Consider the following 25034-nt stretch of genomic DNA (forward strand, 5'->3'; position numbering starts at 1 on the left):
TGATCACGACCGGCGTCCTCGGGGGAGGAACACATGGCGATCGGAATCGCGACAGCGCCCAGCGCGGCGGACGACGTGGCAGCCCGCAGGGCGGCCCGTTCGGCACCCGGCCTGGGGGCCAGCGTGCGGGAGGAAGTCCACGGCCAGGTGGTCCACGTGGTGGGCCGCCTCGACGTGCACACCGTCCCGGACGTGCGCTCTGCCCTGCACGCGGCGGTCGACGCCGGTGCGGGTGAACTCGTCGTCCACGTGGACGGCATCGTGGTGGCCGACGCCACCGGCCTCGGGGTCTTCGTGGGAGCGCACCGCCGCGCCCTGCGGGTCGGACGCCGTCTGGTCCTGCGCGACGTCCCGCTGCCGGCCCTGCGCCTGCTGCGGGTCACGAAGCTGCACCTGGTCCTGCAGGTCGACGACGAGGTCCTGAGCGCCCAGGAACGCGCCGCGGTCCGTCGGGCCCGCGCCGAGGCGATCCTGCGCCCGCAGGAAGCCGCTCAGAACAGCCGCGAGTCCACGTCGTCGATGCCGCGCAAGGCGTCGTAGTCCAGGACCACGCACCGGATGCCGCGGTCGCTCGCCAGGGTGCGGGCCTGCGGCTTGATCTCCTGCGCGGCGAAGACCCCCGTCACCGGGGCGAGCAACGGGTCGCGGTTCATGAGCTCGAGGTAGCGGGTGAGCTGCTCGACGCCGTCGATCTCGCCGCGACGCTTGATCTCGATCGCCACGGCGGACCCGGCGCCGTCGCGGGCGAGGATGTCGACGGGACCGATGGCGGTCATGTACTCGCGCCGGACGAGGCGGTAGCCGTCGCCGAGCGTCGTGATGTGCTCGGCCAGCAGCTTCTGCAGGTGGGCCTCGACCCCGTCCTTGACCAGGCCGGGGTCCACCCCGAGCTCGTGCTCGCTGTCGTGCAGCACCTCGTGGATCGACACGATCAGGCGGTCGTCGGTCTTGGTGTGCTGGACCGTCCACGTCTGCGTGACGCCGATCTCGCGGGCGTCCTCCTCCGGCACGGAGAAGGTCAGCCTGGCCGGGGGGCTCATCCAGTTCAGGGGTTTGTAGGAGCCCCCGTCGGAGTGGACGAGGACGCTGCCGTCCGCCTTCACGAGCAGGAGCCTCGTGGCCAGGGGCAGGTGGGCGGTGAGCCGGCCCGCGTAGTCGACGGAGCACCGGGCGATGACGAGACGCACGAGGAGCGAGCTTACGAGACGTGGCGGCCCGCGCCCGACGGGTCGCTGCTCCCGCCGGCGACCCGTCGCGGGCGTGGGTGTAACGAATCGGGGCGCTCGCGCGACTACCCGTCGAACCGAGCGCGGCCACGGTGGTGTGGAGGGGACACCACCGCGGCAGCGCCGGTCCGCAGCGAGGAGGCTCACCTCCGGGGGAGTCGGCGGGTTTGAGACGATGTCGTCCGTGCCCCGCTCGAACCGCCGCCGGCCCGACCCGCCGCCGCGCACCCCGCTCGGCGCGGGAGTCGACCGCACCGTCTCGGGCAGCGACGGCGACTGGGTCGTGCGCGAGCTGCGCGGGACGTCCTCCACGAAGACCTACCGGTGTCCCGGCTGCACCCAGGAGATCCCGCCGGGGATCCCGCACCTCGTGGTCTGGCCCTCCCGCGGCACGTTCAGTCCGGCCGACGGGGCCACCGAACGGCGGCACTGGCACCGCGCCTGCTTCGACGCCCGTGGACGCCGCGGCAGCTGGTGACGACCGCCGGGTACCGTGCCAGCGTGATCCCTCTCCACGACCCCGCCGTCCGTGGTTTCGCCAGCGACAACGCCGCCGGCATGCACCCGGAGGTCCTGGCCGCGCTGAGCAGCGCCAACGGTGGCCACGTCGTCAGCTACGGCGGTGACCCCTACACCCTCGCCCTGCAGGAGAGCCTGCGCGGCCACTTCGGCCCCGACGTCGTGAGCGCCGTCGTCCTCACGGGCACGGGCGCCAACGTGACGGCCCTGCAGGCCCTCACCCAGCGCTGGGAGTCCGTCCTCAGCTCCGACCAGGCCCACGTCCTGCACGACGAGGCCGGTGGTCTCGAGCACGTCGGTGGGACCAAGGTCATCGCGCTGCCGACCCGCGACGGTCTCGTGGACCCCGCCGACGTCGAACGTGCCGTCCGCGCGGCCGACAGCCTCATGCGCGCGCCCGTCGGCGCCCTGACGTTGACGCAGAGCACCGAACTGGGCACGGCCTATTCGCTGGAGCACCTCAGCGACCTCGTGGCCGTCGCGCACCGGCTCGGGGTCAGGGTCCACGTCGACGGCGCCCGGCTCTCCAACGCGGCCGTCTCCCTCGGGGTCGGTCTGGGCGAGACGACCACCGCCCTCGGGGTCGACGCGGTGTCGCTGGGCGGGACGAAGAACGGCGGGGGTTTCGCCGAGGTCGTCGTCGTCCGCGACGCCGCGACCGCGCCCGGCCTCGCCCGGCTGGTGAAACCCAGCATGCAGCAGTCCTCCAAGACCCGGTTCGTCTCGGCGCAGCTGCTCGCGCTGTTCGGCACCGACCTCTGGCAGCGCACCGCCGCGACGGCCAACGCCGCCGCCGCCCGGCTGGCCGCGGCCGTCACCGCGACGGGGGTCGTGCTGACCCGCCCGGTGCAGGCCAACGCCGTCTTCGCGGAACTCCCGGCCGCCGTCGCCGCCCGCGCCGCGGCGCGGGTCCCCTTCCACGTCTGGGACCCGGAGTACTCCGAGAAGGGGGTGGAGGTGCGCCTCGTCGCGAGCTTCGACACCACCGACGGCGACGTCGAGAACTTCGCCGCGGTCCTCACCGAAGAACTCGCGCGTGACTGAGATCCGTTCCGAGACGGTCCTCCCCGCGCGTCGCGAGGACGTCGAGCTGCACACCGCCGACGGACTGACCCTCGTCGGCGAACTCGCCCTGCCGCTGGACCACGACCCCGTCGCGACCCTGGTGACCCTGCACCCGCTGCCCACCGCGGGGGGTTTCATGGACAGCCACGTGCTGAAGAAGGCGTCCTACCGGTTGCCCGCGCTGGCCGACCTCGCCGTGCTGCGCTTCAACACCCGCGGCACCACCAGCCCGCGGGGGACGAGCGAGGGGCGCTTCGACGCGGGCGACGGCGAGCGGTTCGACGTCGCGGCGGCGCTGGAGTTCGCGGAGTTCCGCGACCTGCCGCACGTGTGGCTGCTGGGCTGGTCCTTCGGGACCGACCTGGCCCTCGTCCACGGTCGTGACCCGCTCGTCGAGGGGTTGATCCTGCTGTCCCCGCCGTTGCGCTGGTCGACCCCGGGCGACCTCGAGGCCTGGGCGGAGTTCGGCCGGCCGGTCACGGCGCTCGTCCCGGAGTTCGACGACTTCCTGCGTCCCGAGCAGGCGCGGGAGCGGTTCGTGCCGCTGCGGCAGGCCGAGATCGTCCCCGTCGACGGCGCGAAGCACCTGTGGGTGGGGGAGAACTCGGTCCGCCGCGTGCTGGACGAGGTGGTCGCGCGGGTCAACCCCGCGCGCTCACCCCTGCCCACCGACTACTGAGCCGGCGCTTCGACCTCGCGCACGTCGACGGCGCGGGCATCGGTCTTGGGGCCCAGGCCCAGCAGACCCCGCAGGTCGTCGAGCTGATCGGTGATCTGGTCGCGCTGCTGCATGAGCTCGTCGACCTGCATCTGCGCGCTGGTGCGGCTCTGCTCGGCGTGCTCGCGGGCGGAGTCCACCATGTGCTGGGCCCGTGAGCGCGCGTCGGCCAGCAGCTCGTCGGACTCCCGGCGTGCCGTCTCGGCCCGCAGGGCGGCCTGGGCGATCGCGTCGGCGCGGATCGACTCGGCCGCCTCGACGGCCTCGTGCGCCCGTTCCTCGGCCTCGACGGCGCGCTGCTCGGCCTCGGCGATGCGGGCCGCGGTGCGCGCGGCGGCGACCTCGAGGCGCATCCGGTCCTCCTCGGCGGCCTGTTCGCGGGCTGCGGCCAGGGCGAGTTCCTGCTCGCGCACGGCGGCGTCGGTCGAGGAGCGCAGCTCGATGACCTCCCGCTCGACCTGCGCGCGCAGCGCGGCGACCTGGCGTTCCGTGGCGGCGAGCGCCTCGGCGGCCTCGTGCTGGGCGCTCGCGGTGACCTGGTCGGCCGTGCGGTGCGCCGAGGCGGTGAGTTCGGCGGCGGTGCGCTGGGCAGCCTCGACCATGCCGTCGGCCTGGTGCTTGGCCCGGGACACGATCTCCTCGGCGTCCCGGCTGGCCTCGCCGGTGCGGCGGCGTGCGTCCTCGTCGGCCTGGTTGCGCGTCGAGGACGCCTCGGCCCGGGCCTCTTCGCGCAGCCGGTCGGCGTCGCGGCGGGCCGAGCGCAGGATCTCCGAGGACTGGTCCTCGGCGAGGCGCAGCAGCTTCTCCATCCGGGAGCCGAGGCCCGCGTAGGAGGGCTTCTCGTGCTCGCGGATCTCCTTGAGGGCGTCGGCGAGCTGTTCCTCGGCCGAGCGAAGCTCGTGGTCGCGCTGGGCGACCCGGGCTCGGGCTTCGGCGAGGGAGTCGTCGAGGTGCTGCAGGCGTGCGTCGACCTGACTGCGGTCGTAACCGCGGACGACGATGCTGAACGCCTCGTGGGAGTCGGTGGACACCGTGGGGACCTCCGGCCGGATCGGAAAGGACGTCCGCAGCGTAACGGCGGGACGTCCCGCTGCGGGCGGGACACGGCGGGTCTAGGTTGCCCAGGGTGATCGTCGCCTTCTCCGTCGCCCCGTCCGGTGGTCCCGCCCCGCTGGGAGGTGAACCGGACTCCGTGAGCGCGGCCGTGGCCGACGCGGTGCTCGTCGTGCGCAACTCCGGTCTGCCGCACCGCACCGACTCGATGTTCACGAGCATCGAGGGGGACTGGGACGAGTGCATGGACGTCGTGCGCCGGGCCTGCGAGGCCGTCGGCAAGCACGGTCCCCGGGTCTCGCTGGTGCTCAAGGCCGACATCCGTCCCGGCCACACGGGGGAGATGACGGGCAAGCTCGACCGCCTCGAGGCGGCCGTCGAACGTGCCGAGGGGGAGGCCGGCCGCGGCCAGTGACCGCGGCCGGCCCGTGATCCTCAGCGGCGGCGGAACACCGCTGCGTCGAGGCTGAACCGGCCCGCGCCGGTGAAGACGAACGTCAGGCCGAGGGCGGCGAAGAGCAACGCGTTCTCGCCGTTCACCTGACCGTCGACGAGGAAGCCCTGCGGGGCGTGCGCGAGCACCCAGACCCCCACCATCTGCACGAGCAGCAGGGTGCCCGCGGCGCGGGTGAGCAGGCCGAGGACCAGCAGCGAGCCGAGACCGACCTCGCCCAGGATCATCAGCCAGCCCGCGACGTCGGGTGCGGGGACGTCGAGCGAGGCGGCCATCCCGGTGGCCGTCCCGGGGTCCGACAGCTTCGGGACGCCGTGGACGAGGAGCAGCACGCCGGCGGCGAGCCGCAGGGCGAGCAGGCCGATCGAGGCGGCGGCGGTGGTGCGCACGACCTGGGGACGGTCGGTGCGGGCGGCGGTGGACGTGGTGGTCATGGGTCGTTCCTCTGCGTCGGGAGGGAGTCGTTCGGGCTGAGTGGCTCAGTCACTGGTTCCGGCTCTTCGGGCGGGCACGAGGTCGTGGTGCACTCCCGTCACGACGCGGCGGGCCCCGGGGTTCACCGCGTCGGGAGTGGTCTGGACCACACCGCGTCGGCGGCGGCCGGGGTCGCTCGCGGGAACGGAGCACCGGTGCCCGACCCGTAGGGTGGCGCGGGCCCCCACCCTCGACTCCTCGACCCGATCCGCCCCGCCACGACGAAGGACCCGACGTGAGACGCCTGCTCGCCTGGCTCCTGCTCGCCCTGGGACTCGCCTGCGGTGTCGCCGGGGCCCTGGCCCTGACCGTGTTCGCCCCGGCCGACCGGATCGACGTCACCCGCACCGGCGACGATCCGGGCGTGGCCGTCGTCAGCGCCCCCGGCGTGCTCGACCTCAGCGGCTCCGACGTGCGGCTCGGCGCCTCCGGCGGGAAGGACGTCTTCCTCGCCGTCGCCCGCGCCGACGACGTGACCGCCTGGCTCGCCGACGCCGCCCACACCGAGGTGACGGGGGTCGGGGGCGACCTCGACGACCCGGCGGCCGTGGCCACCACGTCGGGCACCGGAGCGGCGACCGACCCCCGCTCCGCCGACATCTGGCTGGCCAGCGCGAGCGGCGCCGACTCCGCGCAGCTCACCTGGTCCACCGCGGCCGACCGCGACTACGCCGACGCCGGGGGAGTCGTCGTGTTCGCCGCGACGGACGGTACCTCCGCTGCCCCGCAGCGGGTCTCGTTCAGCTGGGCGGCCGAGGGCCGGGCCGCTGAGAACCCGTCGGGAGTCCCCCTCGTCGTCGCGGGGTGCGTCCTCGTGCTGCTCGGCGCGATCGGAGCGCTGCTCCGTCCCCGCACCACCCGACCCGGAGCCCGGAGGCGCGCGTGAGGACCCGAGTTCGACACCCCCTCCGCCTGTCGGTGGCGCTGTCCGCGGGGCTGCTCGCCGGCTGCGCCCAGCTGCCTCCCGTGACCGCGCCGGCCGGCAGCGACCGGGAGCCCCTCGTCGTGCAACCGGTGCAGGCCAACCGGATCGTCGGGGCCGCCGGGACCGTCCTGGCCGCGGCCGCCGACCCCGCGACGGCCGACCTCACCGCGCTCGCCACCCGCGTCAGCGGCCCGGAACTGGACCTCCGCACCGCCGCGCACACCATCGCCGTCGCCGGCGCGACGCCGCCGCCGAGCGGAGGGGCGGACGAGTTCAGCGCCCTCACCTCGATCCTGCCGCGGCAGGAGGCCTTCCCCCGCTGGTTCGCCACCGTCACCGACGCCGGCGCCGACCAGTCCCCCTCGCTCGTCGTCTTCCGCTCGCCCTCCGCGCGTGAGCCCTACACGGTGTGGGCGACGCCGTCGCTGCTCCCGGGTGCCTCGCTGCCGACGCTGGCCGCACCCGCCGGCGGCGTGGCCGCCGTCGCGGCCGGCGAGACGACGAACCTGCCGCTCAGCCCGCAGGCCGCGGCGGAGCACTACGCCGACGTCCTCACCCACGGTGGGGAGAGCCGGTACGCCCCCGAGTTCGCCGACGACGCCTACCGCGACCAGGTGGCGAGCGCGGCGCAGACCGAGTCCGCGGCCCTCGACGCCGCCGGCGGCAGCTTCAGCCAGGAACGCTCCGTCCTGCCCGACGGGGTCCTCGGGGTGCGCACCCGCGACGGTGGCGCCCTCGTCGTCGCCGCGTTCTCGTGGTCCACCACGTCGGCGGGCCCCGCCGACGGACGCAGCGGGACGCTGGAACCGGCGCTCGCCGCCCTGGCCGGGACGAAGGACGCGCTGAGCGCCACGGTCGTGCACCGCGAGGTCGTCGTCCTGAGACTCCCACCGGGACAGGGACAGGCGCTCGCCCTGGCCGCCGAGAGCGGTCCCGTGTCGGTCACCGTCCAGTGACCCCGGCCCGGTGAGGGCCTCGTGGGACAGCCCCGTGAGGGCCTCGTGAGAAGGTGACCGGCATGACTCAGCAGCCGACTCCTCCCGGCGCCCAGCTCAACCTGCGCGGAGCGGTGGACCTCGGTGCCCTGGCCGCTCGCAACACCCGTCGCGAGGAGGTCGCCCGGCGTGCCGCCGCCGACCCCGACGCCGTGGCCCCCCGGTCCTCCTTCGTCGTGGACGTGACCGAGGAGACCTTCACCGACGTCGTGCAGCGATCCGTCGAGGTCCCCGTGCTCCTCGACCTGTGGGCCGAGGGCTACGACCAGGGCTCGGAGGCCCTGCAGACCCTGGTCGAGGAGTACGCCGGGGCGTTCCTGCTCGGCCGCATCGACGCCCAGGCCGAACCCCAGCTGGCGCAGTCCCTGGTGCAGTCGTTGCAGGCCAAGGCGATCCCGCTCGTCGCGGCCATCGTCAAGGGCCAGCCGATCCCGTTGTTCACCGGTTCCTACCCCAGCGCCGAGGAGATCCGTCCGGTGCTGGAGGAGGTCCTGCGCGTCGCCGAGGCGAACGGGGTGACCGGCCGTCTCGAGGGCGACGTCGAGGTGGCCGAGGAGCCCGCCGCCCCGCCGCTGCCGCCCCTGCACGCGGAGGCGCTCGCCGCCGTCGACGCGGGCGACTACGACGCCGCGGCCGCCGCGTGGCAGAAGGCGCTCGCGAACGACCCGCGCGACACCGCGGCGACCGAGGGCCTGGCCCGGGTCGGCGTGCTGCGCCGGGTCCACGGGGTCGACCTCGCCTCCGCCCGTGCCGGGGCCGCCGCGGCCCCCGACGACGTCGCCGCGCAGCTGGTCGTGGCCGACCTCGACCTCGTCGGCGGCCACGTCGAGGACGCCTTCGACCGTCTGCTCGGGATCGTCCAGCGGACCGTCGGCGAGGAACGCGACCTCGCCCGCACCCACCTCGTGGAGCTCTTCGCCGTCGTCGGCCCCACCGATCCCCGCGTCGTCAAGGCGCGCCAGGCGCTCACCCGCGCCCTCTTCTAGTCCGCCAGGCGGTCCTGGTTCGTCAGGCCGTTCCGCACCCGCGTCTCCACGGCGTCGGCCACCGCCGGCGCCGTGAGCGTGGAGGTGTCCAGGACCCGACCGCGGAACGTCGCGCGGAAGCGCCGGTCGTGGCTCACCACGACCACCGCGCCGGCGAAGGCGTCGATCGCGGCTTCGAGCTCCTCGACCAGGTGCGGGGCGAGGTGGTTGGTCGGTTCGTCGAGCAGCAGGACGTCGTGGCGGTCGGCCAGCAGGCGCGCCAGGTCGAGGCGGCGGCGGCCCCCGGTCGACAGCTTCCCGACCGCGACCCCGAGGCGTTCCCGGTCGAAGAGCCCCATGCCCAGGAGTCGGTGTGCGTTGTCCTCGGGAGTCCCCGGGCGGCCCGTCGCGAACGTCGCGAGCACCGAACGGTCCAGGTCCGTGTCCGCGGGGTCCTGCCGGAGCAACCCGATCCGGCCCCGCCGTCGCACCGTTCCCTTCGCGGGAGCCAGCACCCCGGCGAGGACGTCGAGCAGGGTCGACTTCCCGCTGCCGTTCGGACCGGTGATCAGCAACCGGTCGCTCCGTCCGAGGTGCACGTCGACGCTCGTCAGTCGCCCGGGGACGGAGACCCCCTCGGCGTGCAGCGACCCGCGGGTCGACGCGGACCCGGGCGGGGCGGTGAACCGCAGCGGGTCGGGTGGTCGGGGAACTTCGTCCTCGTGCAACCGCCGCAGCTTCTCGGCGTTGGCCCGGACCCGCGACGCCAGCGCCTCCTGCACCCGCCCACCCTTGAAGTCGTACTGCATCTTGTCGTTGTCCTTGCGGTCCCGCTGGTGGTTCACGGTGCGCGCCACCGCGTCCCCGGTGCTGCCGAGCCGTTCGACCTCGGTCTCCCACTCGGCCCGGGCCGCTTCCCAGCGCCGCCGCTCGGCGGCCTTCGCGAGCAGGAAGTCGGCGTAGCCGCCGGGGTAGCGCTTCGCCCCGGTCTCGTGGTGCGGGTCGACCTCGACGAGTTCGCGCGCGACGGCGTCGAGGAACTCCCGGTCGTGGCTGACGACGACCGTGGTTCCCCGCCGGGAGCGGAGGTGGTCCTCCAGCCAGTGGGCGGCGTCGTCGTCGAGGTGGTTGGTCGGCTCGTCCAGCAGCAGGACCTCCGGCGCCGCGGCCAGCAGTGCGGCCAGGTGCAGCCGGGACCGCTGCCCGCCCGACAACGTGGCGAGTTCGCGGGCCCGGTCGAGGAACGGCAGGCCCAGGCCGGCCAGCGACTTCTCCACCCGGACGTCGGCGTCGTAGCCACCGCGGAGTTCGAAGGCCGTCTGGACCTCGCCGTACTCGGTGAGGACGTCGTCGAGGTCACCGCCCCCGGCCATCCGTCCCTCGAGGTCGACCATCCGACGTTGCAGGGTGCGCAGGTCGGCGAGGGCCGCGTCGAGCACCTGCCCGACGCTCGTGCGCGAGGGGGCGCCGGCGTCCTGGGGCAGGTGGCCGATGCCGCCTTCCGCGGTCGCGACGACCCGGCCGGAGTCGGCGGGTTCGGCACCGGCGAGGACGCGCAGCAGGGTGGACTTGCCGCAGCCGTTCTCGCCGATCACCCCGGTGACCCGACCGGGGGAGAAGGCGAGGGTGAGGGAGTCGAGCACGACGACGTGGTCGTAGCTCTTGGTGACCTCGCGCAGGGCGAGGGAGGTCGTGGTGACGAGAGGCACGGGGGCTCCAGGGACGTACGCCGAAGGAGGACCCGCGCGACGGCAGCGGGTCCGGGGGATCGGGCACGTCAGACGAGCACCGCAGAGGCTCCTCGGGTCGGCAGCAGGACGAGGTCGATGCTGCTCCCGCCCGGCCGACGGTCGCAACCTCTTTTCCAGGGGGCCAGAGGTCCAGGGGTCCGGGGGCGATCGGGGGGGTGCGGGGCCGAGTCGTAGAGTCGCCCCGTGAGCACCGAGGCCACCACCGTCCGCCCCTCCGAGGGTCCCTCCGCAGGTTCCACGTTGCCGCGGACGTCGCCGTCCGCGCAGGGGGTCGACGCACGCGGCATCGCCGCCTTCGTCGACGCCCTCGAGAACACCCCCGGCGTCGAACCGCACAGCCTGCAGGTCCTGCGCCACGGTGCGGTCGTCGCGGAGGGGTGGTGGGCGCCCTACGCGCCGCAACGGCCGCACCTGCTGTACTCCCTCAGCAAGAGCTTCACCTCCACCGCCCTGGGTTTCGCCGTCGCCGAAGGTCTCGTCGACCTCGACGCCACGGTGCTCTCCTACTTCCCCGAGTTCGACGCCGAGGTCACCGACGACCGGGCCCGGCGGATCCTCGTCCGCCACGTCGCGAACATGGCCAGCGGCCACCGCGAGGAGACCCTCGGGCGCGCGGCGCAGCACCCCTCGGGCGACGTCGTCCGCGGTTTCCTGCAGATCCGGCCGGACGAGGAACCGGGCACGCTGTTCTGCTACAACCAGCCCTGCACCTTCTCGGTCTCGGCCATCGTGCAGCGCCAGTCCGGCCAGGGGCTGCTCGAGTACCTGCGCCCGCGACTGCTCGAACCCCTCGGCATCGACCCCGCCGGTGTCGGCTGGTTGCTCGACGGGCAGGACCGCGAACTCGGGTTCTCGGGTTTCCACGCCCAGACCGAGGCGATCGCGAAACTCGGTCAGCTGTACCTGCAGCGCGGGGTCTGGAACGGTGAACGGTTGCTGCCGGAAGCCTGGGTCGCCGAGGCGACGCGTTCGCACATCGACAACTCCTCCTTCAACGACAACCCGGACTGGCGGCAGGGGTACGGGTTCCAGTTCTGGATGGCCCGCCACGGCTACCGCGGCGACGGCGCCTACGGACAGTTCTGCGTCGTGCTCCCCGAGCAGGACGCCGTCGTGGCGGTCACCTCGCAGAGCCCCGACATGCAGGCCGTCCTCGACGCCCTCTGGCAGCACCTGCTGCCGGCCCTGGACGCCACCGAACTCCCTGGTACTGACGTGGAAACCGCACTGACGCAACGGTTGTCGAACCTGGTCCTGCCCACCGCGGGCGGGGCGCCGACGACGGGGGAGTTCACCCCGGCCGTCGGGAACCAGCAGTCGATGCTGACGAAGGTCGTCGTCACCGACGGCGAGGTCGTGCTGCACGACGCGGGCTCGGAACTGCGGGCTGCGATCGGCGCGGGTGAGTGGGCCGTGACCGGGCCGCTGGCCGTGACGTCGACGCCGGGCGGGATCGACGTGGTCTTCGTCGAGACCCCGCACCGGTTGCACCTGGGTCTTTCCGGTTCGGAGTTCACCGCCACCTGGGAGACCGTCCCGCTGCACGCCCCCGCGCTCTCGATCCTGCGCAAACCCGTCCGTCACTGATCCGGTCCGTCGACGGTGATCCGGCTGCGCCGGGCCGGGGACCTCGGTTGCGACGCCGTACTGGCGATCGCGGCCGGGGCGCCCGTGGAACTCGCCCCCGAACTCCGCGAGTCCCTGGTCTCCTCCCGGGTGGCCGTCCTGGCTGCGCTGGAGGGGTCGGGGCCGGTCTACGGGGTGACCACCGGCATGGGCGCGATGGCCGGGATCACCCTGGACGCCCGGGCCCGGGCGAGGCACCAGGCGAACCTCGTCGTGGGCCGCGCCGTGGGGTCGGCGCCCTGGTTGTCGGAGCCCGCCGCGCGGGCGGTGCTGGCCGTCCGGTTGCGGACGTTCCTGCACCCCGAGGCCGGGGTCTCCCCGGAGTTGTGCGGGCGGTTGGTGGATTTGCTGAACTCCGGGATCCACCCGCAGGTCCCGTGGCGCGGCAACGGTGCGGCGGGGGAGATCATCCCGCTCGCCCACGTCGGGGCCGTCGCGCTCGGGGGTTCGGGAACCCTCGACGGGCGCTCGCTGCCACCCTTCGCGTTCGGGACCAAGGAAGGGGTGGCGTTCCTCGAGGGCGTGCCCGTCGCCACCGCGCTCGCCGTCCTGCACGGGGCCGAGGCGGCGACCCTGCTGGCCCAGTCGGAGCTCGTCCTCGCCGCCTCGAGCGAGGTCCTGCGCGCGAGCCACGACCCCGTCCGCGAGGGGGTCGCGCGCGGTGACGACGTCCTGGCCGGGGTGCTCGGGCGGTTGCGGTCCCGGCGTCCGGTCGGTGACGTCCACGGTCTGCAGGCCCCGCTCTCGGTCCGGGTCGGGGCGGCCGCCTGCGCGCTGGTGCACCGTCGCTGCGTCGCACTGGGGGACGCCGTCGACCGGGCGCTGGACGGGGTGACCGACTCGCCAGCGTTCCTCGACGGCGAGTTCACCGGCACCGCCGGGTTCGCCGGGACCGACCTGGCCGCCGACTCCGACGCCCTCACCGCGGCCCTGGTCCACCTCGCGGACACCGGTGCCGCACGCACCCACCGGATGCTCGACACCCGCCAGACCGGCCTGCCCCCGCAGCTCTCACCGCAACCGGGGGTCGAGGCGGGACTCGTCGCCGTCCACAAGCGGGCGGTCGGGGTAGTGCACCGGCTGCGCCGCTTCGCCGTCCCCGCGGCGCTGGGGTCGGTCGAGACGTCGTTGGGGCAGGAGGACGTGCAGAGCTTCGCGCTGGAGTCCGCGGAGTGCCTGGCCGAGGGCCTCGCCGGGGTGCGCGAGGTGCTGGCCGTGGAACTGCTCGCCGTGCACCGCGCCCGGTTGCTGCGCGGGGGCCTGCCGGGGCTGGCGGGCAAGGTCGTGGCCGCCCTCGACGAGGTCGCCGCCGCGCTGGGTGAGGACGTGCGCGACCGCCCCTACGGACGCGACCTCGACCGGCTCACCGAGCTGTTGAGCCACGGTTGGGGAACCGCCGGCGCGCGGTGACCTCGCGCCGGGCCCCTCTCCGCCCGTCCGGACACCGTCGGGCCGGACGTCAGGCGCCCGGCGCCGCCGTCGAGGCGCGCACGACCAGCTCGGGCCGGAACGTCACGGGCTCGGGCACCTCGCCGTCCCCCTCGAGGGCCAGCAGCTGCTCCACGGCCGCGGCGACGATGGCGTCCTCGTCCCACGCCATCGTCGTCAGGCCGGGGGCGACGAGGCCGGCGAGCTGGTGGTCGTCGAACCCGACGACGGAGAGGTCGTCGGGGATCCGCAGCCCGAGGTCGCTCGCCGCGCGGTAGACGCCGAAGGCCAGGGAGTCGGAGAGGCAGAACACCGCGGTCGGGCGGTCCGGGACGGACAGGAGCAGCGCGGCGGTCCCGGCGGCCTGTGCGGGCGATGCCGCGGCGGGGACGACGAGCAGGTCGAGGCCGAGGTCCCCGGCGACCTCCACGGCCAGCAGTTCCGAGGGGCGTCCCGGCGTGGAGGGCAGCGACGGGGTCAGCAGGGCGATCCGTCGGTGGCCGAGCGCGCGCAGGTGGTCCATCGCCGTGGTCACGCCGAAGCGGTTGTCGAAGAGGACCGCTCCGCTGGCGGGGCGGCCGGGGAGCGCGTCGCCGATCGACACCACGGCCGTCGAGGGCGGCAGCAGCGACCAGTAGTCGGCGGAGGGGTCCACGGGGGAGACGAGCACCCCGTCGACGCGCTGGGCCGCGAACCGCTGCACCACACGGCGTTCGGCCGCGGGGTCGGCGTCGGCGTCGGCGATCGTGGCGTCCCGGTCGGCGGTGCGCAGGGCCCGGGTCAGCATCACCGAGAGGTCCTGCTGCCACAGGTCGCGCAGGGAACCGCTCACGCCGATCGTCCCGGTGCGCCCGCTCGCGAGCGCCCGGGCGATGGGGTCGACGTGGTAGCCGAGCTCGACGGCGAGGGTCTGGACCTTGGCGATGGTCGCGGCGGAACCGCGGGTCCCGCGCAGGGCGTAGGAGGTGGCGGCGAGGGAGAGTCCGGCCGCGTCGGCGACGTCCTGCAGAGTGCGGCGCGCTTCCTTCGGCACGGAGTGGACAGTAGCCGTGCCGGGCCGCGCCGCACGGCGAGCTCGCCCCCGGCAGGGGCCGACTTGACGAACGCTTGAGTGAAGCGCTTCACTCGTCGATGGGAGTGAAGCGCTTCACGAAGCGAACCGAGGAGGGGCCGTGCGCACCGACTGCCACCAGCACCTGTGGCCCGCACGACTGCTCGACGCCCTCCGCGAACGCACCACCCCGCCCTTCCTCGACGGCTGGACCCTGCACCTGCCGGGCGAGCCGCCCTGCCCGATCGACCCCGCCGCCCACGACGTGGTGACGCGCGCGGCCGCCGAGACCGCCGACGGCACCGGACGGGCGCTGGTCTCGCTGTCCTCCCCGCTCGGGCTCGAGCACCTGCCGGGGGAGGATGCCGACCCGCTCCTCGCGGCCTGGAACGACGGTGCGCTGGAGCTGCCCGACCCGTTCCGGGTCTGGGCCGCCGCGGGGGTCACCGACCTCGACCCCGGCTCGCTGGCCAAGACCCTGCGCCAGGACCGCGTCGTCGGCCTGCAGCTGCCCGCGACGGCCTTCGCCGACCCGCGGGCCGTCGCGCGGCTGGAACCCCTGCTGGCCGAGTGCGAACTGGCCGACAAGCCCGTCCTGATCCACCCGGGTCCCGCCCCGGTCTGCGACACGAGCGACCTCCCCGCCTGGTGGCCGGCGCTCGTGCCCTACGTGCAGCAGCTGCACGCGTCCTGGCTGGCGTGGCACGTCGGGGGCCGGGAACGACACCCGACCCTGCGGATCGCGTTCGTCGCGCTCGCCGGACTCGCTGCGCTGCACCACGAACGCCTCGCCGCCCGCGGTGGCGCGCTGGGCCGCCTCGACCCCCTCGTGCACTACGAGACGAGTTCCTACGGACCGCGCGCGATCGACGCCCTCGTCCGCGTCGTCGGGGTCGACCCGCTGGTGCTCGGGACCGACCGGCCCTACGCCCAACCGTTCGACGCCACCGACCTCCCGGGTTTCGGCGCGGCCTTCGCCCACGCCCTGACCCGTTCCAACCCCGCCCACCTCCTCGAAGGGACACCCCGGTGACCATCGCCCACGAAACCCCGACCGCCCCCGGCTCCACCGGTCTGCCCGCCGCACCGGGGCGCACCCTCTCCCCCCGCGAGCTCAAGGACTGGGTCGACCAGGCGGCGGCCACCCCGCAGGCCTGGGAGCACCTCGTCCGCCACGACACCGGTGGCCGCCACTTCGTCTCCCTCTACCGCGACGGCGACGTCGACGTCTGGCTGCTGTGCTGGAACACCGTCGACGACACCGGCTGGCACGACCACGACACCTCCTCCGGGGCCGTGGCCGTGACCCGCGGTGCCGTCGTCGAGGCCAACCCGCGGATGGGGGGCGAACCCTTCGTGCGCACCGTCGAAGCCGGCCGTTCGTTCGCCTTCGGCCCCGACCACATCCACCGCATGTCCGGTGCCGTCGACGGTTCCGTCTCGATCCACGCCTACTCGCCGCCGTTGTGGCGGATGGGCCAGTACTCGATCAGCCCCTCGGGGGTGATGCGCCGGATGTCAGTCAGCTACGCCGACGAGCTGCGCCCCCTCGACGCCTAGCCTGCTCCCGTGCCCGCACTGGACCTCGACGTCGTCTGGAACTCCGGAGCCTCCGGTGTCCCCGAACCGCCCGTCCAGGTCCACCGGGCCCGGGCGGACACGGTCGTCCTGCGTCAGGGCATCGCCACCCACTTCGAGGCGCCGTTCCTCTACCTGCTGCTCGGGTCGCGACGGGCGCTCCTGCTCGACACCGGGGCCGTCGCGGACCCGGCCGCCTTCCCGGTGCGCGAGACCGTCGACGGGTTGCTCGCGGAGTGGCTCACCGAGCACCCGCACCCCGGCTACGGACTCGTCGTGGCCCACACCCACGCCCACGGCGACCACGTCGCCGGTGACGCGCAGTTCCACGACCGGCCCTCGACGGTCGTCGTCGGCCACGACGTCGCCGCCGTGCACGCGTTCTTCGGCATCGAGCCCAGCGCCGACGGACGCAACGGCTCCGGTCGCCTCGACCTGGGTGGACGCGACCTCGCGGTGCTCCCGATCCCGGGCCACCACCCCACGTCGATCGCCGTGCACGACCCCGCCACCCGCACGGTCCTCACCGGCGACACGCTCTACCCGGGCCGCCTGTACGTCGACGACTTCCCGGCGTTCTCCCGGTCGCTGGCGCGCCTGCAGCGCCTCGTGCGCGACGCCGGGGTCGAGCACCTGCTCGGGGCCCACGTCGAGATGTCCGACGTGGCCGGGGTGGACCACCCCCGCGGCTCGACCCGTCACGACGGCGAGGCCCCGCTGCCGATGACCCCCGCCCAGCTCGACGCCGTGGTGGCCGCCGCCGCGAGCACCGGCGGGGTCCCCGGACGCCACGTCTTCGACGACGTCGCGATCTGGATCGACTAGCTGTACCGCCCAGGGACGACTAGTCCCGTGGCACCCGCACCAGCAGGGCGAGGTCGGCGACCCGCGCCACGACGGCCTCCACGTCCGGCCCGATCGGCATGTCGCGGGAGTCGTGCTCCAGGAACTCGTCGAACACCGCGAACAGCGCCGAGGCGCCGGGGGAGAGCCGGTCCGGTGCGGCCCGCAACGCCCGGACCGCCGCGAGCGCCTCGATCGCCAGCACCACGGGAGCCAGCTCCGCGGTCTGGCGCAACGCCCGCGCGCCCTGGGTCGCGAAGCTCGCGTGCTCCTCCAGCCCCAGGGAGATGCTGACCGTCCCCGACGTCGAGGGCGCCGTCGCCGGGCGCAGCTCGGCCAGCACGTCCTGCACCACGTACTCGCCGATCATCAACCCCGACGACCCGCGCGGACCCGCCGCGAGGAACGCCCGCAGGCCGGTGTGCTCGGGACGCAGCAGCAGCGCGAGCCGCGCGGCGGACAACGTCAGCACCCCGAAGGTGGTGGCGCGCAACGTGTCCAAGGCCGTCGCCAACGACGCGGCGTGGAACTGGCCGTGGTGGAACACCCCGTGCGGGGAGACGAGCGGGTTCTCCCCGGGCGTCGAGGCCTCCAGCAGCAGCACGTCCTCGAGGGCCTGCGCCGCCGTGAACGCGGGCGCCAGGACCTGCGGCGCGGTGCGCAACGCGAACGGGTCCTGCAACCGCACCGGCTCGGGCCCGTCGGCGACCAGTGCGGACAACGTCGCCGCCACCCCCCGCTGACCGGGGTGCGCGCGGGCCGCGTGCACGGGGGAGGCCCACGCCTCCGGGTTCCCGCGCAGCGCGAGGAACGACAGCGCCGAGATCCCCACCCCCGCCGCCAGCAGCTGGCGCAACCGGGCCAGCGCCAGCGACGCCGTGGCCAGGGTCAGGGCGTGGGAGGAGATGAGCGGCAGCGCGTCGGCCGCCCCCAGCGCGACGGGCGCGACCCCGCCGCGGGCCCACGGCCGTTCGCCGACCAGCGTCAGCCCCAGCTCGGCCAGCGACGCGAGGTCGGAGGTCCCGATCCCGCCGAAGCGGTGCATCGTCGGCAGCGCGTCGGACTCGACCGCGTCGGCCAGGGCCCCCAGGACCGGCGGGCTGATGCCCGCCCCGAGCTGGGCGTGCGCCCCGGCCAGCAGCTGGTTCAACCGGATCAGCAGCGCGGCGCGCGTCGTCGCCTCGTCCTCCACCGGACCCAGCGAGGCCGCGTGCGAACGGAGCAACCGCAGCCCGTGCGCCCGCGGGTGCTCGGCCTGCTCCTCCTCGACCTCGACGTCCTTGTTGGCGCCCACGCCCGTCGTCGCCCCGTAGACGGCTCCGCGCTCACGGGCTGCGCCCATCGCCTCGTGCAACGCCTCCAACCGAGCGAGCACGACCCGGTCCACGACCGGTCGCGCGCGGCCCGACGCCAGGTCGGCGAGGTCCTCCAGCGACAGCGCGTGCCCCGCCACCGGGACCCCGCGAGTCGCGGGCGGGACGGCCTCGTGCTCCACTCTTCCTCCGCGGCCGGTTCGATCAGGTGCAGGTTGCGATCAGGTAAAGCCTGGTCGTGCCTGGCCGTGCCTGGTTGACCCGACCACGACCACCGCCAACCATGTACCAGCCCGAGACCACAGCACCGCAGGCGCGCCCCGTGGGCCCGTCGGTTCAACCCAGGAGCCGCCCGTGATCACGTTCGAGGCCGTCCGCAAGCAGTTCCCCGACGGGACGGTGGCGGTCGAACAGCTCGACCTCGAACTGCCCACGGGCCAGATCACCGTCTTCGTGGGCCCCTCCGGATGTGGCAAGACGACGTCCCTGCGCATGATCAACCGGATGATCGAACCGACCGGTGGACGCATCACCATCGACGGCGACGACGTCCGCAGCAAGGACCCCGCGGCCCTGCGCCGCGGCATCGGCTACGTCATCCAGCACGCGGGCCTCTTCCCGCACAAGACCGTCCTCGACAACGTCATGACGGTCCCCAAGCTCGTCGGCCGCGGCAAGCAGCGTCAGGTCGCCCTCGAGCTGCTCGAACGCGTCGGCCTGCCGACGGCCTTCGCCGACCGCTACCCGGCCCAGCTCTCCGGCGGCCAGCAGCAGCGCGTCGGCGTCGCCCGGGCGCTCGCGGCCGACCCGCCCGTCATGCTCATGGACGAACCGTTCTCCGCCGTCGACCCCATCGTGCGCGGTCAGCTCCAGGAGGAGTTCCTCCGGCTGCAGGGCGAGCTCGGCAAGACCATCGCCATCGTCACCCACGACATCGACGAGGCCATCACGCTGGGGGACCGCATCGCCGTCTTCCGCGAGGGCGGCCACCTCGCCCAGGTCGGGTCCCCCCGGGACCTGCTGACGAAACCGGCCGACGACTTCGTCCGCCACTTCGTCGGCCGTGACCGCGGCTACCGCGGGCTCTCCTTCGAGGGCCTGCAGGACCTCCCCGTGCGGCCCGTCACCGACGAGACCTTCACCACCCTCGCCCTCGACGAGGCCGGGCGACCCGTCGGGATCGACGGCTTCCGCGCCGGCGACTCGCTGCGCACCGTCATCGACCTGACCCTGACCTCCCCGCACGGGATCGCCGTCCAGGTCGACGACGAGGGCCGCGCGACGGGGTTCGTGCACCACCACGACGTCGTCGACCTGCTGGAGAAGCGCCGGTGAACTCGATCCTCGACTACCTCCGCGACAACTCCGGGATCGTCCTCGACGCCCTCGGCCAGCACGTGCTGCTCGCCGTCATCCCGCTCGTCGTCGGGGTGGTCGTGGCGCTGCCGATCGGCTACCTCGGGGTGCGGTTCGGCTGGCTCTACCACCCGATCCTCAACATCTCCGGCGTCGTCTACGCGATCCCGTCGCTGGCCATCTTCGTCACCCTGCCCTACGTGCTCGGGACGAAGATCCTCTCCCCGGTGAACATCGTCGTGGCGCTCGCGATCTACACGGTGGCGCTGATGTCGCGGACCGTCGCCGACGGACTGCGCTCCGTCGACCCGGCGCTGACGGAGGCCGCGACGGCCATGGGCTACAAGCGAACCCGGCGCCTCCTCGAGGTCGAGCTCCCGCTGGCGGCGCCCGTCATCCTCGCCGGGGTCCGGGTCGCGGCGGTCTCGAACATCTCCCTCGTCAGCGTCGGGGCCCTGCTGGGGATCGGTGGCCTCGGGGCCCTGTTCACCCGCGGGTTCCAGCTCTTCTACACCGCACCGATCGTGGTGGGGATCGTGCTCTCGATCCTGCTCGCCGCGATCGCCGACGTGGTGATCGTGCTGTTCCAGCGGGCCGTCACCCCGTGGACCCGAGCCGGGGCGGGGGCCTGACGTGAACGACACCCCGTACCTGCTCGACCCCGCCCACTGGGACTGGGGGACCACCGGTTCGATCCCGCACCTGCTGGTGACCCACCTCGGCTACACCGCGATCTCGGTGCTCGTCGGCTTCGTCATCGCCTTCCCCATCGGGCTGCTCATCGGCCACACCGGCAAGGGCTCGTTCCTGGCCATCAACGCCGGCAACGCCGGCCGGTCGCTGCCAACGCTGGGGCTGCTGAGCCTGCTCGTGGTGCTGATGGGGCTGCGGTTCACCCCCGTGCTCATCGCGCTCGTCGTGCTGGTCATCCCGCCGATCCTGACCTCGACCTACGCGGGGTTGCGCTCGGTGGACCGCAACGCCGTCGACGCGGCGAAGGGGATGGGCATGACGTCCACCCAGGTGCTGTTCCGCGTCGAACTGCCGATGGCGCTGCCCGTCGTGTTCGGCGGGCTGCGCGCCGCGGTGCTGCAGGTCGTCGCGACGGCCACCGTCGCGGCCTACGTCGGGCAGTCCGGTCTCGGTCGTCTGCTCGTCGACGGCCTCGCCGTCAACGACTACGGCCGGGTCGTCGCGGGGGCCGTCGTGGTCGCCGCGCTGGCCATCGTGCTCGACCTGCTGCTCGGTCTCGTGCAGCGCTACGTCGTCTCGCCGGGGATCACCGGGCGCGGTCCGGGCCGCGCACGGGCCGCGGGATCCGTGGCAGAGTCCCCCGGAGAAGTTGAACTCGTTGGTGCTGGATCGTCGAAAGGCTCGTCATGAACCGCCGGAACCTCCTCGGACTCGCCCTGGTGGGCTCCCTCAGCGCGACCCTGGCCGCGTGCGGTGGCGGGGACGACCCGTTGTCCACGACCGACACCTCCTCGGGGTCGGCCGACAGCGCGACGGTCATCGTCGGCTCGGCGAACTTCCCCGAGAGCGAACTGCTGGCCGAGATGTACTCGCAGGTCCTCGAGAAGGCCGGCGCGAAGGTCACCCGCAAGTTCAACATCGGGGCCCGTGAGGTCTACCTCAAGGCCCTCGACGACGGCTCGATCGACCTGCTGCCCGAGTACAACGGCGCCCTGCTCGCCGGCCTCTCCGACAGCGGCAGCGCCCCGGAGGGCGTCTCCACCCCCGAGCAGGTCCTCGACGCGCTGAAGAAGGTCCTGCCCGAGGGCACCGAGGTGCTCGAGCAGTCCGCGGCCGAGGACAAGGACACCCTCTCGGTGTCCGCGGCCACCGCGAGCCAGTACAGCCTCAAGAACATCGAGGACCTCGCGCCCGTCGCCAAGGACCTCGTCTGCGGGGCCGGGCCGGAGTTCCAGGAGCGCTACCAGGGTCTCGTCGGGCTCAAGGAGCTCTACAGCGTGGAGTTCAAGGAGTTCAAGGCCCTCGACGCGGGTGGCCCGCTGACCGTCGGTGCGCTCGTGGACGGCTCGATCCAGGTCGGCAACATCTTCTCCACCGACTCGGCCATCGAGACGAACAAGTTCGTCACCCTCGAGGACACCAAGAACCTCTTCCTCGCGCAGAACATCCTGCCGCTGATCCGGTCCTCCAAGAACACCTCGCAGATCACCGACGCCCTGAACGGGCTGTCGGCGAAGCTCACCACCGAGGACCTGACGAAGTTCCTCGCCGAGGTCCAGGTCGACAAGAAGCCGTCGGCCACCGTCGCGAAGGACTACCTGACCTCCCTCGGCCTGCTCTGAGCCGGTGACGTCCGGCCGCCGTGCGTGACGACACCGCACGGCGGCCGTGGCTTGACCTGGAGTCGACTCCAGGTCCTACCGTCGGGGACATGACACAGACCCACCAACGCACCCCGCAGGAACCGGTCGGCTCCGGGTTCGGACACGACTCGACCGCGGCCGAGGTCCTCGAGGGCATCGACCTGACGGGGAAGCTCGTCGTCCTCACCGGCGGCTACTCGGGCATCGGCCTCGAGGCGACCCGGGCCCTGACCGCGGCCGGCGCGCACGTCGTGGTCCCCGCCCGTCGCCCGGAGCACGCCGCCGCGGAACTGGGCGGCATCGGTGAGGTCGCGGAACTCGACCTCGGGGACCAGGGCAGCATCGCCCGGTTCGCGAACACCTTCCTCGACTCCGGCCGCAGCATCGACGCCTTCATCGGCAACGCCGGGATCATGGCGAACCCGCTGACCCGCATCGAGGGTGGCTGGGAATCGCAGTTCGGGACCAACCACCTGGGCCACTACGCCCTCGTGAACCGGTTGTGGCCGGCGATCGCCGCGGGCGGCGGCCGCGTCGTGTCGCTGTCGAGTTCCGCCCACCACCGTTCCGACATCCGGTGGGACGACGTGATGTTCGAACGCTCCGAGTACGACAAGTGGGCGGCCTACGGCCAGGCCAAGACGGCCAACGCGCTGTTCGCGCTCCACCTCGACGTCCTCGCTGCGCCGCAAGGGGTCCGGGCCTTCTCGGTGCACCCCGGGGGGATCATGACCCCGCTGCAGCGCCACCTTCCGCGCGAGGAGATGGTGAACCTCGGCTGGATCGACGCCGACGGGAACCTCCTGATGGAGGGGTTCAAGACCCCGGCCGGGGGTGCCTCGACGGAGGTCTGGGCGGCGACGAACCCGAAGCTCGACGGACTCGGCGGGGTGTTCTGCGAGGACTGCGAGATCGCCCTGCCCGTCGACGCCGAGCGCCCGCGGTTCACCGTCGGGGTGGCCCCGCACGCGACCGACCCCGAGGCCGCGGCCCGGCTGTGGGCGTTGTCGGCGGAGCTGACCGGCGTGGACGCCTTCGCCTGAGTCGCCCACGCGAACGGCCGACGGTCCGGCAGGGTTCTCCCTGCCGGACCGTCGGCCGTCGTCAGTTCCGGGTGGTCCGGGTGGTCCGCGTCAGGCGGGGACCAGCCAGGTGACGCCGAGCGGCGGGACGCGCAGGGCGGTGGAGAACTGCTGACCGTTCCAGGCCACGTCCTCACCCTGCAGGACGCCGGCGTTCACCACACCCGACCCTGCGAACTCCTCGGCGTCGGTGTTGAGGATCTCGCGCCACGGTCCCGCGCTGGGCAGGCCGACGCGGAAGTCCTCGTAGGCGGCACCGGAGAAGTTGCAGACCGCGACGAGCGGTTTGCCGTCGGTGGAGCGGCGCACGAACGAGATGAGGTTGCGCTGGTTGTCGGAACCGTCGATCCACTGGAAGCCCTCGGACGTGAAGTCGTCGGACCACAGTTCGGGTCGGTCCTTGTAGACGGCGTTCATGGTCGAGACGAGGCGGTGCAGACCCTGGTGCCACGGGGTGTCCAGCAGCCACCAGTCCAGCGAGCGGGACTCCGACCACTCGGCCTCCTGGCCGAACTCCGAGCCCATGAACAGCAGCTGCTTGCCGGGGTGGGACCACATGTAGGCGAGGTACGCGCGGACGTTGGCGAGCTGCTGCCAGCGGTCGCCGGGCATCTTGCGCAGCAGCGAGCCCTTCCCGTGCACGACCTCGTCGTGGGAGATCGGGAGGGTGAAGTTCTCGGTGAACGCGTAGACGAGGCTGAACGTCAGCTCACCGTGGTGGTACTGGCGGTTCACCGGGTCCTGCGCGAAGTAGCGCAGCGAGTCGTTCATCCAGCCCATGTTCCACTTCAGGCCGAACCCGAGACCGCCACCGCTGGTAGGGGCCGTGACGCCCGGGTAGGCCGTGGACTCCTCCGCGATCATCATGATGCCCGGGGTGCGCTTGTAGGCGGTGGCGTTGGCCTCCTGCAGGAAGGCGATCGCCTCGAGGTTCTCCCGGCCGCCGTAGCGGTTGGGGACCCACTCGCCCTCGTTGCGGGAGTAGTCCAGGTAGAGCATGGAGGCGACCGCGTCGACGCGCAGGCCGTCGGCGTGGAACTCCTCCAGCCAGTACAGCCCGGAGGCGACGAGGAAGTTGCGGACCTCGCTGCGCCCGAAGTTCGGGATGTAGGTGCCCCAGTCCATGTGCTCGCCGAGGCGGGGGTCCGGGTGCTCGTAGAGCGCGGTGCCGTCGAACTTCGCGAGGGCGAACTCGTCCTTGGGGAAGTGGCCGGGGACCCAGTCGATGATGACGCCGATGCCGGCCTGGTGGAGGGCGTCGATGAGGTGACGCAGCTCGTCGGGGGAGCCGAAGCGGGAGGTGGGCGCGAAGTAGCCCGTGACCTGGTAACCCCAGGATCCGCCGAACGGGTGCTCCATGACGGGCAGGAACTCGACGTGGGTGAAGCCCGCCGCGCTCACGTAGTCGACGAGCTCGGTCGCCAGGTCGGTGTAGCTCAGCCCCTGCTTCCAGGACCCGAGGTGCACCTCGTAGACCGAGACCGGCCCGTCCTGGGCGCTGCGGGCGGCGCGCTGCTCCAGCCACTCCGCGTCGTTCCAGGCGTAGGAGGACTCGGTGACGACCGAGGCCGTCGCGGGCGGGACCTCGCTGGCGCGGGCCATCGGGTCGGCCTTCTGACGCCAGTGGTCGTCGGCGCCGAGGATCTCGAACTTGTAGCGGGACCCCGCGGCCACCCCGGGCACGAAGATCTCCCAGACCCCGGAGGAGCCCAACGAGCGCATCCCGTGCTCGCGGCCGCTCCAGTGGTTGTGGTCGCCGACGACGCGCACCGCCTTCGCCGCGGGCGCCCACACGGCGAACGCCGTGCCCTCGACGGCGCCCAGCGGCCCGTTCCAGCGCTTGACGTGGCTGCCGAGGACGTTCCACAGCTCCTCGTGGCGACCTTCGCCGATGAGGTGCAGGTCGACCTGGCCCACGGTGGGGAGGAAGCGGTACGGGTCGTCGACCACGACCGGTTCCGCACCGGGGTAGGTCACCTCGACGCGGTAGTCGCCGACCGACCCACCCGGCTGGACGCCGACCCAGACGCCGTCGTACTCGTGGACGAGGCCGACGCGGCTGCCGTCCTCGGTCACGACGGTGACGGCCGAGGCGAAGGGCTTGAGGACCCGGTAGGTGAGCGCGTCACCGTCGGGGTGGGCGCCGAGGACCGAGTGCGGGGACCAGTGCGCCCCGGCGGCGGCCCGGGCCAGGTCGTCGGCGTCGACGGGGCGGGGGGTCGGGGCGGGGGAGGGGGCTTCACTGGACATGGTCGGAGTCTCCCGTGGTGATCAAG

Annotated in this window: 24 protein-coding genes and 1 pseudogene; 18 read left to right on the forward strand and 7 right to left on the reverse strand. The window is 73.4% G+C overall.

Going from position 1 to position 25034, the window contains the following annotated elements:
• Positions 1-123: 123 nt before the first annotated feature.
• A pseudogene (locus ACFQ46_RS13545) lies at positions 124-411 on the forward strand (STAS domain-containing protein); the annotation flags it as partial.
• Between the two features lie 80 nt (positions 412-491).
• On the opposite strand, the gene nucS reads toward ACFQ46_RS13545, so the two are convergent.
• On the reverse strand, positions 492-1187 hold the full coding sequence (gene nucS, locus ACFQ46_RS13550; RefSeq protein WP_380259944.1) for an endonuclease NucS: 696 nt from the start codon (positions 1185-1187) through the stop codon (positions 492-494).
• Positions 1188-1401: 214 nt separating this feature from the next.
• On the opposite strand from nucS, the gene ACFQ46_RS13555 reads away from it, so the two are divergent.
• From ACFQ46_RS13555 to ACFQ46_RS13565, 3 genes are read left to right on the forward strand one after another with little or no spacing between them, the layout of a single operon-like run.
• The gene (locus tag ACFQ46_RS13555) at positions 1402-1704 is read left to right on the forward strand and encodes a hypothetical protein (RefSeq protein WP_380259945.1); all 303 of its coding nucleotides are present in this window, start codon (positions 1402-1404) and stop codon (positions 1702-1704) included.
• Between the two features lie 23 nt (positions 1705-1727).
• Positions 1728-2789: a threonine aldolase family protein gene (locus ACFQ46_RS13560; protein ID WP_380259946.1), complete on the forward strand. Its 1062-nt coding sequence runs from the start codon at positions 1728-1730 to the stop codon at positions 2787-2789.
• Positions 2782-3489 carry an alpha/beta hydrolase gene (locus tag ACFQ46_RS13565; RefSeq protein ID WP_380259947.1) on the forward strand — a complete coding sequence of 236 codons (708 nt, stop codon included), beginning with the start codon at positions 2782-2784 and terminating at the stop codon, positions 3487-3489. The genes ACFQ46_RS13560 and ACFQ46_RS13565 overlap by 8 nt, the downstream gene beginning before the upstream one ends.
• Here ACFQ46_RS13565 and ACFQ46_RS13570 read toward each other — a convergent pair.
• Complete coding sequence (locus tag ACFQ46_RS13570; protein WP_380259948.1) at positions 3483-4559, reverse strand: hypothetical protein; 1077 nt, start codon at positions 4557-4559, stop codon at positions 3483-3485. The two genes, ACFQ46_RS13565 and ACFQ46_RS13570, sit on opposite strands and share 7 nt — an antisense overlap.
• Positions 4560-4654: 95 nt before the next feature.
• Between ACFQ46_RS13570 and ACFQ46_RS13575 the strand changes: the two genes are divergently transcribed.
• Positions 4655-4996: an MTH1187 family thiamine-binding protein gene (locus tag ACFQ46_RS13575; RefSeq protein WP_380161474.1), complete on the forward strand. Its 342-nt coding sequence runs from the start codon at positions 4655-4657 to the stop codon at positions 4994-4996.
• 20 nt (positions 4997-5016) lie between these two features.
• Here the strand turns inward: ACFQ46_RS13575 and ACFQ46_RS13580 are convergent, their stop codons facing one another.
• Positions 5017-5469, reverse strand: coding sequence for a DoxX family protein (locus ACFQ46_RS13580; protein WP_380259949.1), 453 nt, complete (start codon positions 5467-5469; stop codon positions 5017-5019).
• A gap of 275 nt (positions 5470-5744) precedes the next feature.
• On the opposite strand from ACFQ46_RS13580, the gene ACFQ46_RS13585 reads away from it, so the two are divergent.
• The 3 genes from ACFQ46_RS13585 (at position 5745) to ACFQ46_RS13595 (ending at position 8415) form a co-directional block, all read left to right on the forward strand.
• Positions 5745-6395, forward strand: a complete 651-nt coding sequence (locus ACFQ46_RS13585; protein WP_380259950.1) for a hypothetical protein — start codon at positions 5745-5747, stop codon at positions 6393-6395.
• Positions 6392-7390, forward strand: a complete 999-nt coding sequence (locus ACFQ46_RS13590; RefSeq protein WP_380259951.1) for a hypothetical protein — start codon at positions 6392-6394, stop codon at positions 7388-7390. Before ACFQ46_RS13585 ends, ACFQ46_RS13590 begins: the two co-directional genes overlap by 4 nt.
• A 62-nt stretch (positions 7391-7452) precedes the next feature.
• Positions 7453-8415: a co-chaperone YbbN gene (locus ACFQ46_RS13595; RefSeq protein WP_380259952.1), complete on the forward strand. Its 963-nt coding sequence runs from the start codon at positions 7453-7455 to the stop codon at positions 8413-8415.
• On the opposite strand, the gene ACFQ46_RS13600 is transcribed toward ACFQ46_RS13595, so the two are convergent.
• The gene (locus ACFQ46_RS13600; protein ID WP_380259953.1) at positions 8412-10103 is read right to left on the reverse strand and encodes an ABC-F family ATP-binding cassette domain-containing protein; all 1692 of its coding nucleotides are present in this window, start codon (positions 10101-10103) and stop codon (positions 8412-8414) included. The genes ACFQ46_RS13595 and ACFQ46_RS13600 overlap by 4 nt on opposite strands.
• A 225-nt stretch (positions 10104-10328) precedes the next feature.
• Between ACFQ46_RS13600 and ACFQ46_RS13605 the strand changes: the two genes are divergently transcribed.
• Positions 10329-11732 (forward strand): serine hydrolase domain-containing protein, encoded by a 1404-nt coding sequence (locus tag ACFQ46_RS13605; RefSeq protein ID WP_380259954.1) that lies wholly within the window; start codon positions 10329-10331, stop codon positions 11730-11732.
• Positions 11733-11747: 15 nt separating this feature from the next.
• On the forward strand, positions 11748-13181 hold the full coding sequence (locus tag ACFQ46_RS13610; protein WP_380259955.1) for an aromatic amino acid ammonia-lyase: 1434 nt from the start codon (positions 11748-11750) through the stop codon (positions 13179-13181).
• 49 nt (positions 13182-13230) lie between these two features.
• Here the strand turns inward: ACFQ46_RS13610 and ACFQ46_RS13615 are convergent, their stop codons facing one another.
• On the reverse strand, positions 13231-14232 hold the full coding sequence (locus ACFQ46_RS13615) for a LacI family DNA-binding transcriptional regulator (protein ID WP_380259956.1): 1002 nt from the start codon (positions 14230-14232) through the stop codon (positions 13231-13233).
• A 139-nt stretch (positions 14233-14371) separates the two neighbouring features.
• Between ACFQ46_RS13615 and ACFQ46_RS13620 the strand changes: the two genes are divergently transcribed.
• From ACFQ46_RS13620 to ACFQ46_RS13630, 3 genes are read left to right on the forward strand one after another with little or no spacing between them, the layout of a single operon-like run.
• Positions 14372-15283, forward strand: coding sequence for an amidohydrolase family protein (locus ACFQ46_RS13620; protein WP_380259957.1), 912 nt, complete (start codon positions 14372-14374; stop codon positions 15281-15283).
• Positions 15280-15810 (forward strand): cysteine dioxygenase, encoded by a 531-nt coding sequence (locus tag ACFQ46_RS13625; RefSeq protein WP_380259958.1) that lies wholly within the window; start codon positions 15280-15282, stop codon positions 15808-15810. The genes ACFQ46_RS13620 and ACFQ46_RS13625 overlap by 4 nt, the downstream gene beginning before the upstream one ends.
• 9 nt (positions 15811-15819) lie before the next feature.
• Positions 15820-16653 (forward strand): MBL fold metallo-hydrolase, encoded by an 834-nt coding sequence (locus tag ACFQ46_RS13630; protein ID WP_380259959.1) that lies wholly within the window; start codon positions 15820-15822, stop codon positions 16651-16653.
• Between the two features lie 19 nt (positions 16654-16672).
• Here the strand turns inward: ACFQ46_RS13630 and ACFQ46_RS13635 are convergent, their stop codons facing one another.
• The gene (locus ACFQ46_RS13635) at positions 16673-18166 is read right to left on the reverse strand and encodes an aromatic amino acid lyase (RefSeq protein ID WP_380259960.1); all 1494 of its coding nucleotides are present in this window, start codon (positions 18164-18166) and stop codon (positions 16673-16675) included.
• Positions 18167-18338: 172 nt separating this feature from the next.
• Between ACFQ46_RS13635 and ACFQ46_RS13640 the strand changes: the two genes are divergently transcribed.
• From ACFQ46_RS13640 to ACFQ46_RS13660, 5 genes are all read left to right on the forward strand, one after another.
• Positions 18339-19319: an ATP-binding cassette domain-containing protein gene (locus ACFQ46_RS13640; protein ID WP_328292215.1), complete on the forward strand. Its 981-nt coding sequence runs from the start codon at positions 18339-18341 to the stop codon at positions 19317-19319.
• Positions 19316-19972 (forward strand): ABC transporter permease, encoded by a 657-nt coding sequence (locus ACFQ46_RS13645; protein ID WP_380161483.1) that lies wholly within the window; start codon positions 19316-19318, stop codon positions 19970-19972. Before ACFQ46_RS13640 ends, ACFQ46_RS13645 begins: the two co-directional genes overlap by 4 nt.
• Position 19973: 1 nt before the next feature.
• Complete coding sequence (locus tag ACFQ46_RS13650) at positions 19974-20723, forward strand: ABC transporter permease (protein WP_380259961.1); 750 nt, start codon at positions 19974-19976, stop codon at positions 20721-20723.
• Positions 20720-21655, forward strand: coding sequence for a glycine betaine ABC transporter substrate-binding protein (locus ACFQ46_RS13655; RefSeq protein WP_380259962.1), 936 nt, complete (start codon positions 20720-20722; stop codon positions 21653-21655). The genes ACFQ46_RS13650 and ACFQ46_RS13655 overlap by 4 nt, the downstream gene beginning before the upstream one ends.
• An 89-nt stretch (positions 21656-21744) precedes the next feature.
• Positions 21745-22719 carry an SDR family NAD(P)-dependent oxidoreductase gene (locus ACFQ46_RS13660; RefSeq protein ID WP_380259963.1) on the forward strand — a complete coding sequence of 325 codons (975 nt, stop codon included), beginning with the start codon at positions 21745-21747 and terminating at the stop codon, positions 22717-22719.
• A 90-nt stretch (positions 22720-22809) separates the two neighbouring features.
• Here ACFQ46_RS13660 and glgB read toward each other — a convergent pair whose 3' ends face one another.
• Complete coding sequence (gene glgB, locus ACFQ46_RS13665; RefSeq protein WP_380259964.1) at positions 22810-25008, reverse strand: 1,4-alpha-glucan branching protein GlgB; 2199 nt, start codon at positions 25006-25008, stop codon at positions 22810-22812.
• Positions 25009-25034: the final 26 nt, after the last annotated feature.

The organism is Kineococcus sp. GCM10028916, assembly GCF_042674865.1.
GTDB lineage: Bacteria > Actinomycetota > Actinomycetes > Actinomycetales > Kineococcaceae > Kineococcus.

Excerpts from the sequence above, each read along its gene's own strand:
- ACFQ46_RS13555 (WP_380259945.1), top strand. The coding sequence starts at position 1,402 with ATGTCGTCCGTGCCCCGCTCGAACCGCCGCCGGCCCGACCCGCCGCCG.
- ACFQ46_RS13595 (WP_380259952.1), top strand. The coding sequence starts at position 7,453 with ATGACTCAGCAGCCGACTCCTCCCGGCGCCCAGCTCAACCTGCGCGGA.
- ACFQ46_RS13655 (WP_380259962.1), top strand. The coding sequence starts at position 20,720 with ATGAACCGCCGGAACCTCCTCGGACTCGCCCTGGTGGGCTCCCTCAGC.
- ACFQ46_RS13580 (WP_380259949.1), bottom strand. The coding sequence starts at position 5,469 with ATGACCACCACGTCCACCGCCGCCCGCACCGACCGTCCCCAGGTCGTG.
- glgB (WP_380259964.1), bottom strand. The coding sequence starts at position 25,008 with ATGTCCAGTGAAGCCCCCTCCCCCGCCCCGACCCCCCGCCCCGTCGAC.
- ACFQ46_RS13660 (WP_380259963.1), top strand. The coding sequence starts at position 21,745 with ATGACACAGACCCACCAACGCACCCCGCAGGAACCGGTCGGCTCCGGG.